This window comes from Streptomyces sp. NPDC000941, from assembly GCF_053599555.1.
On sequence record NZ_JBSFMM010000141.1, the window covers coordinates 14,015 to 28,705 of the forward strand.

The 14,691-nt window shown below is 69.3% G+C and carries 13 protein-coding genes and 1 pseudogene; 4 read left to right on the top strand and 10 right to left on the bottom strand.

Annotation, left to right across the window (positions count from 1 at the left end):
- Window positions 1-135: 135 nt before the first annotated feature.
- The gene (locus ACWDSL_RS34940; protein ID WP_450491974.1) at window positions 136-1,737 is read left to right on the top strand and encodes an AI-2E family transporter; all 1,602 of its coding nucleotides are present in this window, start codon (window positions 136-138) and stop codon (window positions 1,735-1,737) included.
- 43 nt (window positions 1,738-1,780) lie between these two features.
- Here ACWDSL_RS34940 and ACWDSL_RS34945 read toward each other — a convergent pair whose 3' ends face one another.
- The 3 genes from ACWDSL_RS34945 to ACWDSL_RS34955 all read right to left on the bottom strand — a co-directional run bounded on the left by ACWDSL_RS34945 (window position 1,781) and on the right by ACWDSL_RS34955 (window position 3,956).
- Window positions 1,781-2,713 (bottom strand): hypothetical protein, encoded by a 933-nt coding sequence (locus ACWDSL_RS34945; RefSeq protein ID WP_450491975.1) that lies wholly within the window; start codon window positions 2,711-2,713, stop codon window positions 1,781-1,783.
- Between the two features lie 138 nt (window positions 2,714-2,851).
- A complete protein-coding gene (locus tag ACWDSL_RS34950; RefSeq protein ID WP_089505063.1) occupies window positions 2,852-3,391 on the bottom strand; it encodes an alkyl hydroperoxide reductase in 540 nt (179 codons plus the stop codon).
- 10 nt (window positions 3,392-3,401) lie between these two features.
- Window positions 3,402-3,956: a peroxiredoxin gene (locus tag ACWDSL_RS34955; RefSeq protein ID WP_450491976.1), complete on the bottom strand. Its 555-nt coding sequence runs from the start codon at window positions 3,954-3,956 to the stop codon at window positions 3,402-3,404.
- 138 nt (window positions 3,957-4,094) lie between these two features.
- Between ACWDSL_RS34955 and ACWDSL_RS34960 the strand changes: the two genes are divergently transcribed.
- Window positions 4,095-5,063, top strand: coding sequence for a hydrogen peroxide-inducible genes activator (locus ACWDSL_RS34960; RefSeq protein WP_450491977.1), 969 nt, complete (start codon window positions 4,095-4,097; stop codon window positions 5,061-5,063).
- Window positions 5,064-5,068: 5 nt separating this feature from the next.
- On the opposite strand, the gene ACWDSL_RS34965 is transcribed toward ACWDSL_RS34960, so the two are convergent.
- From ACWDSL_RS34965 to ACWDSL_RS34985, 5 genes and pseudogenes are all read right to left on the bottom strand, one after another.
- Window positions 5,069-5,680: a Uma2 family endonuclease gene (locus tag ACWDSL_RS34965; RefSeq protein WP_450491978.1), complete on the bottom strand. Its 612-nt coding sequence runs from the start codon at window positions 5,678-5,680 to the stop codon at window positions 5,069-5,071.
- 173 nt (window positions 5,681-5,853) lie between these two features.
- A complete protein-coding gene (locus tag ACWDSL_RS34970) occupies window positions 5,854-8,325 on the bottom strand; it encodes an FtsX-like permease family protein (RefSeq protein ID WP_450491979.1) in 2,472 nt (823 codons plus the stop codon).
- Window positions 8,322-9,008: an ABC transporter ATP-binding protein gene (locus ACWDSL_RS34975; RefSeq protein ID WP_089505059.1), complete on the bottom strand. Its 687-nt coding sequence runs from the start codon at window positions 9,006-9,008 to the stop codon at window positions 8,322-8,324. The genes ACWDSL_RS34970 and ACWDSL_RS34975 overlap by 4 nt, the downstream gene beginning before the upstream one ends.
- Window positions 9,005-9,529: a PadR family transcriptional regulator gene (locus ACWDSL_RS34980; protein WP_014176769.1), complete on the bottom strand. Its 525-nt coding sequence runs from the start codon at window positions 9,527-9,529 to the stop codon at window positions 9,005-9,007. Before ACWDSL_RS34980 ends, ACWDSL_RS34975 begins: the two co-directional genes overlap by 4 nt.
- Before the next feature lie 242 nt (window positions 9,530-9,771).
- A pseudogene (locus tag ACWDSL_RS34985) lies at window positions 9,772-10,007 on the bottom strand (helix-turn-helix domain-containing protein); the annotation flags it as partial.
- Window positions 10,008-10,724: 717 nt separating this feature from the next.
- On the opposite strand from ACWDSL_RS34985, the gene ACWDSL_RS34990 reads away from it, so the two are divergent.
- Together ACWDSL_RS34990 and ACWDSL_RS34995 are read left to right on the top strand one after the other, a co-directional pair.
- Window positions 10,725-11,408 carry an integrase core domain-containing protein gene (locus ACWDSL_RS34990; protein WP_450491980.1) on the top strand — a complete coding sequence of 228 codons (684 nt, stop codon included), beginning with the start codon at window positions 10,725-10,727 and terminating at the stop codon, window positions 11,406-11,408.
- Between the two features lie 30 nt (window positions 11,409-11,438).
- A complete protein-coding gene (locus tag ACWDSL_RS34995; RefSeq protein ID WP_450491981.1) occupies window positions 11,439-12,527 on the top strand; it encodes an integrase core domain-containing protein in 1,089 nt (362 codons plus the stop codon).
- A 382-nt stretch (window positions 12,528-12,909) separates the two neighbouring features.
- On the opposite strand, the gene ACWDSL_RS35000 is transcribed toward ACWDSL_RS34995, so the two are convergent.
- Entirely contained in the window at window positions 12,910-14,385 is a 1,476-nt protein-coding gene (locus ACWDSL_RS35000) for a sensor histidine kinase (protein ID WP_450491983.1), read from the bottom strand.
- Between the two features lie 25 nt (window positions 14,386-14,410).
- The coding region (locus tag ACWDSL_RS35005) for a winged helix-turn-helix domain-containing protein (RefSeq protein WP_450491982.1) at window positions 14,411-14,691 on the bottom strand (281 nt) is incomplete at its 5' end.

Genomic DNA, 14,691 nt, shown 5'->3' on the forward strand with positions numbered 1-14,691 from the left:
TTTCGGCCTCACTCGGTCGCCTCCGGCGTCCCACTTCGCGAAACCCCCGACCGCAACCGGCCGGGGGTTTCCCGCGTCCTCAGGCTGTAACGTCGTTCCGACGACCACGGGGGAACTGGGGGTAGGGGAAGCGAAATGTCCGCATTGCCACACTGGGTCGGCAGAATGGGAGCCGGCCTGACCCGGCTGTCCGAGCGGCTGGAGCGCCATGCCGAGGCCGCCCAGGCCGACGCCGCCGACCCGGACGACGCGCACACCGACGACGGCAGGAGCGAACGGGTCGGCAGGGGCCAGGGTGCCGACAAGACCCTGGGCGACGCCGGCCGGGCTGAGGGCGCCGGCAGAGCTGAGGGCGTGAACGGCCCCGCCGAGCCTGCCGATCCGGGTCTCGCCGATCCTGAGGGCTCCGCCGACCCCCCTGACTCCAACGGCTCCGCCGACCCCCCTGACTCCGACGGCTCCGCCGTGCGTGGCTCCGGCCTGGCCCGCCCGGCCCTGGAACCCGCGATCGCGGCGGGCGCAGGCCCCGACGGCGCGGCCCCGGCCCGCCGGGAGCCGGCCAGCGTGCCCGCCCCGCCCGCCTACGCCCCCGCCATCTCCGCCAAGCCCGACCCCGTCGCCGCCGTCCCCTGGGGCGTCCGGGTCGCCGCCGAGGTCGGCTGGCGGCTGCTGGTGCTCGCGGGGACGGTCTATGTGCTGATGACCGTCATCAGCGCCGTCGAACTGGTCGTGCTCTCCTTCACCGTCGCGCTGCTGATCACCGCGATGCTGGAGCCGACCGTCACCCGCCTGCGGAACCGGGGCGTCCCCCGCGGCCTGGCCACCGCCATCACCTTCATCTCCGGCTTCATCATCATGGGCCTGGTCATCTGGTTCGTGGTCTGGCAGGTCATGGAGAACATCGACGACCTGTCCAGCAAGGTCCAGGCAGGCATCGACGATCTGCGGGACTGGCTGCTCAACAGCCCCTTCCACGTCACCGAGAAGCAGATCAACCAGATCGCCAACAACCTGCGCGACGCGATCGGCGCCAACACCGAAGAGCTCACCTCCGCCGGGCTCGAAGGCGTCACCGTCATCGTGGAAGTGCTGACCGGCATCCTGCTGGCGATGTTCAGCACGCTCTTCCTGCTGTACGACGGACCGAAGATCTGGGCCTGGTTCCTCAAGCTCGTCCCCGCCCCGGCCCGCGAGGGCGTGGCGGGCGCGGGCCCGCGGGCCTGGACCACGCTCACCGCCTATGTGCGCGGCACGGTGATCGTGGCGTTGATCGACGCCATCTTCATCGGCGTCGGCATCTTCTTCCTCGACGTCCCGATGGCCGTCCCGCTCGCCGTCTTCATCTTCCTCTTCGCCTTCATCCCGCTCGTCGGCGCCGTCGTCTCCGGCGCGCTGGCGGTCGTGGTCGCGCTGGTCACCCAGGGCGTGTGGACGGCGGCGATGGTGCTCGTGGTGGTGCTGGCGGTGCAGCAGATCGAGGGCCACATCCTCCAGCCCTTCATCCTGGGCCGGGCGGTGCGGGTGCATCCGCTGGCCGTGGTGCTCTCGGTCGCGGCCGGCTCGCTGATCGGCGGGATCGGCGGCGCGGTGGTGGCCGTACCGCTGGTGGCGGTCGCCAACACGGTCGTCGGCTATCTGCGGACGTACAACAAGGAGGCCGCGCTGCGCGCGACGCAGGGGCCGCACGGCTCCACCGCCGCGGAGATCGCGCCGACGCGGCACGACGGGGGCGAGTGAGCCGCCGGTCGGCGCGCCCTGGCCGGGGCGCCCCGGCCGGCCTTCACTCCTCGGCGCGTTCGCCCTCCCCGTCGAAGTGCACCCGGCCGCCGACGCGCACCGGCTGTCCGGTGGGAAGACACCTGCCGGGCGGCGGCTCTTCGAGGGCCACGGCCGTCCAGTCCACGGCCGGTGGCCCGGCGGGCGTGGGGCGCAGCGCTTCGTAGATGTCGACCGTGCTCGGCGGCCGGCCCGGGGCGTAGGTGATCAGGCTGATGCCGCCGTCCCGTACGGACGGCAGATCGGGGTTGTACCGCGCCTTGTCCGCCACCACCGTCTCGATCGCGTCCCGCACGTCCGCCGGGTCGCCGAGGCGCCAGTACGCCACTTCCTCGTCACCGGAGTTGCTGGTCCACACGCTGTCGCGGAGCAGCCAGAAGTGCCGGGAGTGCGGATTGGGGTCCGGCCCTTCGTGGCGCGGCGGGTCGTATGCGTCGTCGAGCGCCTGGGCGCGGTCCTTGGCCACATGGTCCCAGGCGTCGAGCTCCACGGCGCGCAGATAGCGGTCCAGCGCCTCGTCGTGGGCGCCCCCGCACTCATGGGCCAGCGCTTCGAGATAGACGGCGAGGTTGTTGTCCGGTTCCAGGGACAGGACGTGCCGGGCCGCGCGGATCGCCTCGGCGACGAGCCGGCGCCCGGTCTCGTCGTCGGCCGGTATCCCGGTGAGAGGGTCCGAGTCCTCTTCCCACCAGGACCCGTCCACGTGGTTGACGATATGGAAGCGGAGCTCGGCACCGGCCAGCACGGCGAGTCCCACGGCCGCCTCCAGGCTCGCCGGGTCCATCCGCAGGGCGCGGGTGTACGCCTCGCGGACGGTGCGGGCGCCGTCCGCCCACTCCTCGTCCTCCTCGCCGACGTACTCCGCGTCATTGGCGACCTCGGTCAGGAGTCGACTCGCCTCGGCCAACGGGGCGGTGTGGTCCGTGTCTTGAGCCATGGTCCGTGACCTTACCGGCGGGGTCGGACATCCGGCGGAGGCATACGGGTATGCGCGAGGGGCGTCCCCACCGGTTCGGTGGGAACGCCCCGTATGCGGCTATGCGGCTATGCGGCTATGCGCCTTGGCCGGGTGCCGTCAGCCGTTCGCGGCCAGGGTGGCCTCGGCGTCGAGCGTGGTGCCGACCGCCTGCACCACCGCGGCGATCTTGAAGGCTTCCTGGACCGTCTCCCGGTCCACGCCCGCCTTGCGGAGCACCTGCTCATGCGAGTCCAGGCACTGGCCGCAGCCGTTGATCGCGGACACCGCCAGCGACCAGAGCTCGAAGTCGGTCTTCTCCACGCCCGGGTTGCCGATGACGTTCATCCGCAGACCCGCGCGCAGGGTGCCGTACTCCGGGTCCGACAGCAGGTGCCGGGTCCGGTAGAAGACGTTGTTCATCGCCATGATGGCGGCGGCCGACTTGGCGGCGGTGTAGGCCTCGGGGCTCAGATTGGCCTTGGCCTCCGGCTCCAGCTCCGCCAGCACGCGCGGCGAGCGCGAGGCGATCGCGCAGGCCAGCACGGTGCCCCACAGCTGCTGCTGCGGCAGGTCGGAGTTGCCGATGACCGAGCCCAGGTTGAGCTTGAGGTCCTTGGCGTAGTCCGGCAGGGCGGACTTGAGGTCGTCGAGTGCCATATCGGTCAGCTCACTCGCCCGAGAGGAGCTTGACCGGGTCCAGGGTGTCCTCGCCCTTGCTCCAGTTGCAGGGGCACAGCTCGTCGGTCTGCAGGGCGTCGAGAACCCGCAGGACCTCCTTGGGGTTACGGCCCACGGAACCGGCGGTCACCATGGTGAACTGGATCTCGTTGTTCTGGTCGACGATGAAGACGGCACGCTGCGCGAAGCCGTCCTCGCCCTCGACGCCGCAGTCCCGCATCAGCTCGTGCTTGGAGTCGGCCAGCATCGGGAAGGGCAGGTCACGCAGGTCGGGGTGGTCCTTGCGCCAGGCGTGGTGGACGAACTCGGAGTCGCCGGAGACGCCGAGGATCTGCGTGTCGCGGTCGGCGAACTCGTCGTTCAGCTTGCCGAACGCGGCGATCTCGGTCGGGCATACGAAGGTGAAGTCCTTCGGCCAGAAGAAGACCACGCGCCAGTTGCCCTCGTAGGACTTGTGGTCGATCTGCGCGAACTCCTTGCCGCTCTCCAGCGACACGCAGGCGGTCAGGTCATACGTGGGGAACTTGTCACCGACAGTGAGCACGCGCTCTCCTTGCAGCATTCAGCGGAGGAAACCGTTATGTGGTGGTTTCCTCGGGGTTGGACTGGACCACCCTGGCACACAAGGCATTGATCAGTGAAATAGCTAGACTGGGTGCTGTTGATCGGAGGTGGTTATCAGTTGGCTGCGGCAGTCATCCCCGGAGGCCCTGGGCGGAAGTCACGTCAGCCCAGCCTCTCCCAGCTCAGGGCGTTCGCCGCGGTCGCCGAGCAGCTGCACTTCCGCGATGCCGCGGCCGCCATCGGCATGAGCCAGCCCGCGCTGTCGGGCGCCGTCGCCGCGCTGGAGGAGGCGCTCGGGGTGCAGCTCCTGGAGCGTACGACGCGCAAGGTGCTGCTCAGCCCGGCGGGGGAGCGGCTGGCGGCGCGCGCCCGTACGGTGCTGGAGGCGGTGGGTGCGCTGATGGAGGAGGCGGAGGCGGCGCGGGCGCCGTTCACCGGGGTGCTGCGGCTCGGGGTGATCCCGACTGTGGCGCCATATCTGCTGCCGACCGTGCTGCGGCTGGTACGCGACCGCTATCCGCTGCTCGACCTCCAGGTGCACGAGGAGCAGACCGCCTCACTGCTGGACGGGCTCGCCCAGGGCCGGCTCGACCTGCTGCTGCTCGCGGTCCCGCTGGCCGCCCCCGGCGTGGTCGAACTGCCGCTGTTCGACGAGGACTTCGTGCTCGTCACACCCCAGGACCACTGGCTGGGCGGGCGCAGCGACATCCCGCGCGCGGCGCTGAAGGAGCTGGATCTGCTGCTGCTCGACGAGGGGCACTGCCTGCGCGACCAGGCCCTGGACATCTGCCGCGAGGCGGGCCGTACGGAGGGCGCCCCGGTGACCACGAGCGCCGCCGGGCTCTCCACGCTGGTGCAGCTGGTCGCGGGCGGCCTCGGGGTGACGCTGCTCCCGCGTACGGCACTGCGTGTGGAGACGGGACGCAGCGACCAGCTGGCCACCGGCTACTTCGCCGACCCGGCACCGGCGCGCCGGATCGCGCTCGCGATGCGGGCGGGGGCGGCGCGGCAGGAGGAGTTCGAGGCGTTCGCGGAGGCGCTGCGGGGGGCGTTGGGGGTGTTGCCGGTGCGGATCGTTAAGGGGTAAGCGGGTCAGGCTTTGCGCTCTCCTGCCGCCAGCAATTCAGCCGCGTCGAGGGTGACCTTGGCGCCGACCGAGTCGGGCAGAGTGATCTGCTCGCCGGGGGCATGGACGCGGTGCGTGTCGTATCCGCCCGCGACGGGGTCGGTCAGCACATGGACACGGCCGTGCTTGCGGTTGACGATCAGATATACCGGGATCTTGGCTTCGGCGTATGCGGTGACCTTGTTCCGCAGGTCGTTGTTGTAGTTGGACGAGGTGACCTCGAGGACGAGGCGGAAGGCCACGGGGTCGTAGCAGTTGTTCTCGACGAGGTGCTCGTCGATGTCGGCGTCGACCACCGCGAGGTCCGGGATGGCGTAGTCCTCAGGTCCGGTCGGCAGCCACAAGCCGACCCCTTGGACTACCTGCGTTTCCTCGCTGTGCAGGCCAGCCCCCAGGAAGGGGATCATGAGGTTGGTCAGCACCCTCGCATGAGGAAAGTCCGGCGGTGGGGCCACGGTGATTACTCCCCCGATGATCTCGACTCGATAGCCCGGGTGCTGCTCCATGAGCTTGTTGGCTTCTTCGAGCAGAGTCAGCGGCTCGGGGCGGTAGGGCCCCTCGACTGCGGCAGCAGACATAGCTGGTCTCCCGGTGGTTGGTGTCGAGGCAATCATCGTAGGCCGCGCCACCGTCATGTGTCCCGTAAGACGGGATTCACTCCAACGGGTGGCATAAACCCCGAAACACCCGACCGCCGGGCCCTTTCCCCAGGTGGGATGGGCCCGGCGGCAACAAGCGCACCGTTCGCGCGCTACTCCGTACGGAGCCCTTCCGGCCGCATCATGCGCCACAGCGGCCCCATGGAGACCAGGGTCACCAGCAGGATCACGCCCGCGCCGATTCCGGTCATCGTGGTGACGCTCGCCCAGTCCACGGCGATCGGCTCGTCGACCATCTTGAGCAGGATCGCCCCCAGGGCGATGCCGCCCGCGACCGACAGGGCCAGGCCCAGGACCACCGGGATCGCGGTCTGCCACAGGACGGACCAGCCGAGGGTGGCGCGGCGGGTACCGAAGGCGACCAGGACCGAGAGGAGCTTCTTGCGTTCGCGCAGCTGCTCCAGCATGGAGACGATCATGCTCGCGCCGATCAGCAGCAGGGTGGCCGAGGCGCCGATGAACAGGCCGCGCTTGATGGTCCGGAACTCGTCCGACTGCTTGGTGCTGCGCAACTCGTAGGTGTCCGACTGGGAGGAGACCCGGGCGGCCGTGTTGCGGGCGTACTCGATGGCGTCCGGGACCTTCGGGTCGAGCCGGAGCATCATCTGCACCGAGGGCTCGTCCAGGTCGGCGATGTCCAGCGCGCCCGGGGTGGCCAGGATGCCGGAGTGCTCGCTGCCCTGCGGGTCCTTCTTGAGGTCCACGACGGGCGTGGACTTGGGGATCGTCCACAGCCGCGTCTTGCTGCGGGAGGGGTTGTAGTCCTCGTCGAAGCTGAGGTTGACCGTCGCGCCCGGTTTGGTGAAGTAGGTGTCCTTGTCGTCGAACTCGGCGGGCTTGGTGACGAAGACGTCGCCGTCGCGGCAGTCGCCGATCCGCGCCAGCTCCTTCAGCGTGCGGCAGTCGCCGACCATCACGCTCTGGACCGGGATGTCGCCTGGGGCCTTGGCCTTGCTGTTCGGGTCGCTGACCATTCCTTCGGTGACGCCGAGCGCGTCGCGCACGCCCTTGGTGCCGGTGTACTGCGCGGTGGCGTCCCGCGCCTGCGCGCCGGTGTCCACCGGGATGTACGCCACCACATCGGCGCGGGTCGGGTCCTGTCCGGTGGAGGTGGTGTTGTCGCTCTCCGCGGCGGCGAAGAGCATGGTGATCGCGATCGCGCCGGCCACCGCGACCGTGATGCCGCTGACCGCGCGCGAGGCGGCGCCGCTGCTGAGCTGGAGCCGCCGGGTGGCGAGCTGCCAGGGGACGGGGCCGCCGCCGAAGCGCTTGACGACGGCTTCGACCAGCCATGGCAGCAGCGCGGTGATGCCGACGAGTATCAGCACCGCACCGGCCGCGACCTGGTACATGTCGCCGTTGCTGCTCCCCGTTCCCGAGCTGAGGCGCGGCAGCAGCAGCGCGAGGCCGAGGACGGGGAACAGCAGCCGCCACCACAGGCGACGCGGCTTGGGCGCGGTGTTGCGTACGACGCCGAGCGGTTCGATGGTGATGCTGCGCAGCGCGATCTGGGTGACCACGACGGCGCAGGTGGGCACCGCGACCATGATCAGCGTGGTGATGGCGGTCGAGGGCTGGACGTCGGAGGAGAAGACGCTGGTGCCGAACACCGCTACCCCGCCGATGAACTGCCTGACCAGCAGGAAGATCCCGGTGCCGACCACGAGTCCGAGGAGGGAGCCGACCAGTGCCTCGCCGGCCGCGATCCGCCGCGTCATCCGGCTGTCGGCGCCCACCAGGCGCAGCGCGGCGAGCCGTCGGTCGCGGCGCTCGCCGCCGAAGCGTACGGCGGTGGCGATGAAGATGGCCACGGGCAGCAGCAGCACCACACAGCCCACGACGATCAGCATCAGCAGGACCGGGTCCAGCTCCTGATCCTGCTTCGGGGAGTTGTCACCCCAGTGGTCGAGACGGTTGCCGACGTCCTCGACGGCGTCGGGTCCGACGCCCGCGTAGTAGAAGAGCTCGGCCGGTCCGGCCAGTCCCTCGTCGCCGATGGTGCCGACGATCTTGTAGTCGAGGCGTTCCCTGAGCAGCTTGTTGTCGCCGTCGGCGAGCAGCTTCTTCAGGGCGGGGGAGACCACCATCTCGCCGGTCGCGGGGATCCGGTCGACGCCCGGGGGCAGGGCCGGCCGGTCGCCGTCGGGGGCCAGCAGGAGCCCCGTGATGTCGGAGCCGCGGAAGGTGGTGGATCCAAAGCCGAGCCGCACGGTGCCGGGGCCCGGTTTGAGGTCGCTGGAGTAGGCGCTCGTATAGGAGCGGGCGCTGGTGCGGTCGTCGCGCGCCGAGACGATATGCGGGACGGCGGCGGCGATCAGCAGCAGCGCTACGCCGAGCCCGACGCCGACCGCCGTCAGGAGCGTCCTGGCCCAGCTCTCCCGGCCGCCGGAGACCGCGAACCGCGCCCCCGTCGCCAGATCCGCGGCCCAGCGGGCCGGGCCGACCCGCTGGCGGGGCTCCGGGCGGACGGGGGGCGCCTGAGGCGCCTGCCCCGTCTCGGGGGCGTGCTCCTGCGCCCCCTCCTCCGCACCCCGCAGCGAGGTTACGTTTCCGGTGCCGCTCACCGCACGCCCGCCATGTCCCGCGCCTTGCCGTCCCGTACGACGACCTCGCGGTCGGAGTACGCGGCGACGCGCGCCTCGTGGGTGACCAGGACGACGGCGGCGCTGGTCTCCCGGGCGGCCTCGGTCAGCAGCTCCATCACCCGCTCGCCGTTGAGCGAGTCCAGGGCGCCGGTCGGCTCGTCGGCGAACAGCACGCGCGGGTTGGTGACCAGGGAGCGGGCCACGGCGACGCGCTGCCCCTGGCCGCCGGAGACCTCCCCGGGCCGCTTGGCGCGTACGTCGTCGACCTCCAGCCGCTCCAGCCAGGCCAGGGCGCGGGTCTCGGCCTCCTTGCGCCGTACGCCGTTCAGCCGCAGCGGCAGCGCGACGTTCTCCACGCAGCTGAGCTCCGGGACCAGCTGGCCGAACTGGAAGACGAAGCCGAACTCGCCGCGGCGCAGCGCGCTGCGCTGGGAGTCCGGCATCGCGGACAGCGCCCGTCCGCTGTAGTTGACGGTGCCGGAGTCCGGGGTGACGATCCCGGCGAGGCAGTGGAGCAGGGTCGACTTGCCGGAGCCCGAGGGGCCCATGACGGCGACGACCTCACCCGGGTGGATGGAGAAGTCCGCGCCGTCCAGGGCGGGGGTGGGCCCGTAGGACTTGTGCAGCCCTTCGGCTATGAGGAGCGAGCCCGCGGGGGTCATGGGGTTACCGCCTTGGCGAGTTGGCCGAGACGCGCGGCGGTGAGCTCCAGCCAGCGCAGGTCGGCCTCGAGGTGGAAGAGAGCGTGGTCACAGATGAGCTGATCGCTGAGGTCGCCGGTGCGCTTGCGCTGGGTCAGCTCGCGCATCAGGCGCAGATGCTCTGCGCGCTGCACATCGAGCAGGTCCGCGGCGTCCCGGCCGGTCATCAGCGCGAGGACGACCTTGGTGTAGAGGACGGACTGGAGGTACGGCTCGGGCTTCTCGGGCTGCCTGAGCCACTGCTCCACATCGGTGATGCCGGCCTCGGTGATGGCGTAGCGCTTGCGCTCGGGGCCGCCACCGTGCTCGATGCCGTCGACCTCGACGAGGCCGTTCTTCAGGAGGCGGGACATGGTCGAGTAGACCTGTCCGTAGTGGAGCGGACGGTCGTGCCCGAACCGCTCGTCGAAGGCTCTCTTGAGGTCGTAGCCATGGCGTGGGCCGGACTCCAGAAGTCCGAGCAGGGTGTGGCCGATTGACATGCGCAGCACTCTACACCATGGGTATACATTGCGTGTATAGCCAGCTGCGATGAGGTGGGGTGTTTCCGCAGGTGAGAGGGGTCTTGGGGGCTTACTAGGGCTTGGGTCAGGTCGGTATCAGGGCGGGTATGTCGCGGTGGCAGGTGGTGCAGGCGCCGGTCCAGGTTGCCAGGAGCGTCCGTAGCCTCTACGAGGTCGTCCGTGAGCTGCGTGGGCGAGGGAGACAAGGGTGACGTGGTGGTGCCAGCCGGCAGCCACGTCGCGAGCTTGGCCTGCAGGTGGGGGCCGAGCCGGCAGCCGTAGCCGGAAGGGCCCCTGGAACGCAGGCCCTCGCGTCCGCCCGCCTTCCAGGCGCGGCGCCACTGGTAGACCGACTTCTCACTCACCCGTAACTCCCGGGCGACAGGCGGACTTCCACGCCCTCCTCGAGGAGGTCGGCGGCCCGCATCCGTACCTCTTCCCGGCCTAAGGGCGTCATTACTGCAGTACGGCGGCTGACCTGGGGCTTTGCTATGGCCCGAATATGGGCATGATCGCTGATTGTGGGTCTGCGACTGCTCTACCTGATCTTCTGCCGACTCCTGGGTTGCCTCCTTGTGCTGGGTCGATCGAATGCGGCGAACAACGCTGAGATCCTTGCTTCTCCGTCATGAGGTCGCTGTGCTTCGCCAGCAGGTGGAGCGGCCGCGGTTCTCATGGGCTGATCGTGCCGTGCGGGGTTCCAGAACTCGGCCCGGCGCGATGACCAGCGGTAATGAGTGGAGTAGCACTCGCTGGGAAGGACTCGGAGTGTGCCGCTACGTCTGCTCTATTTGATCTTCACCCGGCTGCTCGGCTGGTGCGTGCTCCTCTGCCGTTCCTCCACCTCCAAGGACATCGAGCTGCTCGTTCTGCGGCACGAGGTAGCGGTGCTGCGCCGCACGAAACCCCAAGCCGCGCCTTACCTGGGCCGACCGCGCGTACCTCGCCGCGCTGATCCGACAGCTGCCGCGGCAGCTGCGACAGCACCGCCTGGTCACACCCGACACGATTCTGCGGTGGCACCGTCGACTGGTGACGAAGAAGTGGACGTACCCGAACCGGCCGCCCGCCGATCGACCAGGCGATCGCCACGCTCATCGAACAACTCGCCCGGGAGAACACCTCGTGGGGATACCAGCGCATCCAGGGCGAGCTGCTCAAGCTCGGCCACCGCGTGGGCGCCTCCACCATCCGCAGGGTCCTCAAACGCCGGAAAATACCCCCGGCACCTGAACGGCAGACCGACACAACATGGCGGCACTTCCTCCGCACCCAGACCCAGGCCACACTCGCCGTCGACTTCTTCCACGTGGACTGCGCCGTCACCCTGCGGCGGCTGTATGTGCTCTTTGCGATGGAAGTCGGCACCCGGTACGTGCACGTCCTCGGAGTGACCGGCCATCCGGACGGCCCCTGGACCACGCAACAGGCCCGCGATCTCCTGATGGACCTCGGCCACCGCGCATCCGAGTTCGACTTCCTCATACGCAACCGGGCCGGCCAGTTCAGCAGGTCGTTCGGCATGGTCCTCGCCTGCCAGGGCATCAAAGTCGTAAAGATCCCTCCGCGGTGCCCCCAAGCGAATGCGCACGCGGAGAGATTCGTACGCACCGTCCGTTCAGAGGTCACCGACCGGATCCTCATCTTCGGCCGACGCCACCTACGCGCCGTGCTGAACGAGTACGTCCAGCACTGCAACGGACGAAGACCCCACCCGGACAACAACTCCGCCCGCCACGGCCCGACCACTCCATCGCCGATCCTGCGCTTGCCGGGAATGTCATCCGCCCTGGTCGGGGGCCCGCACCAGGCCTCACGGTCGTCGGTCGCGGTCACTCGAGTCGGTGCTCTCGCGTAGTGCGTGATCCGCGCGTCATGATGATCGATCGTGCTGCTGCGACTGGCTTACCTGGGCGTGTCGAACGCGTTCGCGATGCTTCGCCTGCTGCCGATGACCGACCGGGACAAGGATGCGGAGATCCTCGCCCTGCGTCACCAGAACACCGTGTTGGAACGCCAACTCGGCAAGGACAAGGTCCGGTTCATACCCAGTGATCGGGCATTCCTGGCAGCGCTGCTGCACCGGCTGCCACTGCACGTCCTGCGACAGTTACGGCTGCTCGTACGCCCCGACACGGTACTGCGTTGGCACCGCACCCTCGTCAAACGCCGCCATGCCACCTCCTGCCGGCCCAAACGCCCGGGACGACCACGCACCGTGCGCTCCATCCGCACCCTGGTGCTGCGCCTGGCGAAGGAGAACCCGAGCTGGGGGTACAGACGCTTGCACGGCGAGCTCCTCGTACTGGGGGTGAAGGTAGGCGCGTCCACCGTCTGGGAAATCCTGAAGGAGGCAGGCATCGACCCAGCACGCGAGCGGACCTCCAGTACCTGGGCCAGTTTTCTGCGCTCCCAGGCTGATGCCCTGCTGGCCTGCGACTTCATGGAAACAGTCACTCTGTCGGGGGTACGGATGTATGTGCTCGTGGTGATCGAACACGGCAGTCGCCGGATCCGCGTCCTGGGCGCCACCGCACATCCGATCGCATCCTGGGTAGCGCAAGCGGCGAAGAACCTCGTCATGGACCTCGAGGACCTCGACTGTCGGGCACGGTTCATGATCAGGGACAGGGACGGGAAGTTCCCCGCCCTCTTCGATGCCGTCCTCAAGGACGCAGGGATCGACGTCGTCCTCAGCGGCATCCAGATGCCAAGAATGAACTCGATCATGGAGCGCTGGATACAGACCTGTCGCCGCGAGCTCCTGGACCGGACATTGATCTGGAACCAGCAACACCTCCTCCACGCCCTACGCGAGTTCGAGCAGTTCTACAATGGATACCGACCACACCAGGGCATTGCGAACGCCAGGCCGCTGCCCCCGCCGATCCACGATCCCGACGTGTTGGCCCGCCTCGGCATACGCCGACAAAGTCGCCTCGGCGGCATCCTCCACGAATACCAACATGCGGCGTGACCTGCATGGATGAGGTTTCCGGCAAGGGCAGAGGTACAGTCTCGCCGCCCCCGGGCCGTCCCGTTGAACCTCACTGTCCACCCCTCTCCGTAGCTCGCATTCGATGCGAGAAAATCGCATCGAATGCGAGGCGGCAGCGAAACCGCAGTCGTCCATCCGGACGAGTGACAGCGGCTGACTATCGGGTCTCGCCAGCCGCTACCGTCGCGCGACGCAACGTGCCGGACATCCCTGTTCAGCGAGGTGTTGTCCGCCCTCGCCGGTGCCGACACAGCAACTGTCGCCAGTTCGCATCCGATGCAATGGGCGGCGCCCGTGCCGTTTGCGCTGGGCCGACCACCGGTGTCTCATCAGGTGGCCAGTGCTGCCTGGGTGAAGCGCGCTATTCCTCGGCTGGGGTTGGGGCTTGGGGGAGGCGTAGTTGGAAGCATGCTCCGAGGGTCCGGGGGGTGAGGGTGAGGGTGCCTTTGTGGCGGTGGGCCAGGTCGCGGGCGATGGCGAGGCCCAGGCCGGTGCCGCCTTGGTCGCGGGAGCGGGCGTCGTCGAGCCGGACGAAGCGTTCGAAGATGCGCTCGGCGTCTTCAGTGGGCACGCCTGGTCCGTCGTCGTGCACGGTGAGGTCGACCCAGGCGTCCTGGTTCCGGACGGTGATCTGGATGCGGTGTGCGGCGTGGCGGGCGGCGTTGTCGATGAGGTTGCGCAGTAGTCGTTCGTATTCGTCGGGGTTTCCGTGTGCGTGTGCGGGGGCGGTGCTGTCGCAGGTGAGGGTCAACGGTCGTTCGGTGAGGGGGTATTGCTCGGTCAGCCGGGAGGCGAGGGCTGTCAGGTCGACGGTTTCGGGGCCGGCTATGGGGGTGCGGGTGTCGAGGCGGGCGAGGAGCAGCAGGTCTTCGGCGAGGGCGTGGAGGCGGCGGGTCTGTCGTGCGGCGGTGGTGGCCGCGGCGGGCCAGTCGGTGCGTTCCGGGTAGGCGAGCGCGACTTCCAGGCTGGCCAGCAGTGTGGTGAGGGGGCTGCGTAGTTCGTGGGCGGCGTCCGCGACGAAGCGGCGTTGCTGGGCGGCGGCGTTGTCGAGGCGTTGGAGGGTGGTGTTGATGGTGGTGGCCAGGGCGGTGATCTCGTGTCCCGTGGCGGGGACGGTGACGCGTTCGCGGGGGTCGCTCGCGGTGACCGAGGCGGTGAGGACGCGGATGGCTTCGACCGGCCGCAGGGCGATGCGGACGGCGAAGTAGGCGACGGCGGCGATCAGTACGAGGCTGACGAGCCCGGCCCGCAGCAGCAGGCGGTCGGTGGTCTTGGTCATTGCCTCGGCTGTGTGCGGGAGTACCACCGCATAGACCCGCAGCTTGGCGTCGGCGGCGACGCCCAGAGCGGCGACTTTGTCGCTGCTCAGTTCATCGGCGCTGATATCGGCGGACATGACCATGTAGGTCCCGCCGGCCATATCGAATCTGTCCCTGGGGTTGTCGTCGCGGCGCACCGGTATGCGGATGGGACGGATCGTCAAGAGCCCGGCCCCCCTGGCCTCCGATGGGGCGGGCAGCACATGGCGGGTGCCGGGATCGAACTCCTCCATGCCTCCGCCGTAGGCGACAGCGGAGCGCCGGCCGCTCGCGACGACCTCGTACGGCACAGTGCTTCGGCGAACGGGAACCACACCCTCGTTCAGCTGATCGACGAGAGACCAGACCTGAATCTGGGCTTGTTCTTCGGCGATCTGCGTGCTCTCGCGGTAGACGTCGTGGTGTACCCACCAGCCGATGCCGACCAGGATGACGGCGGCGGTCAAGGCGGCGGCCAGGGCCGTGCGGGCTCGTACCGAACGCGGCCACCAGCGGCGTCGCGGCCCGGTCGCGTTCACGGTCGGCCACCAGCGGCGTCGCGGCTCAGTCGCGTTCACGGTCATCCACCAGTCGGTAGCCGGTACCCCGTACGGTCTGCAGGGACTGCCGGTGGAACGCGGCGTCCACCTTCTTGCGGAGCGCGCTGACGCGTGCCTCCACCAGGTTGGGATCCCGGGCTTCGTCGGGCCACGCGTGATAGAGCAGATCCGTTTTGGAGACCGCCTGGCCCGCCCGGCGGGCCAGCAGCTCCAGCACGGCGAACTCCCGGGGTGTGAGTTCCACCCGGGCCCCGGCCCGGCGGCAGACCCGGCCGGCGACATCCA

Coding starts and splice junctions, on each gene's coding strand:
- ACWDSL_RS34940 (WP_450491974.1), top strand. CDS start 136: ATGTCCGCATTGCCACACTGGGTCGGCAGAATGGGAGCCGGCCTGACC.
- ACWDSL_RS34945 (WP_450491975.1), bottom strand. CDS start 2,713: ATGGCTCAAGACACGGACCACACCGCCCCGTTGGCCGAGGCGAGTCGA.
- ACWDSL_RS34950 (WP_089505063.1), bottom strand. CDS start 3,391: ATGGCACTCGACGACCTCAAGTCCGCCCTGCCGGACTACGCCAAGGAC.
- ACWDSL_RS34965 (WP_450491978.1), bottom strand. CDS start 5,680: ATGTCTGCTGCCGCAGTCGAGGGGCCCTACCGCCCCGAGCCGCTGACT.
- ACWDSL_RS34975 (WP_089505059.1), bottom strand. CDS start 9,008: ATGACCCCCGCGGGCTCGCTCCTCATAGCCGAAGGGCTGCACAAGTCC.
- ACWDSL_RS34980 (WP_014176769.1), bottom strand. CDS start 9,529: ATGTCAATCGGCCACACCCTGCTCGGACTTCTGGAGTCCGGCCCACGC.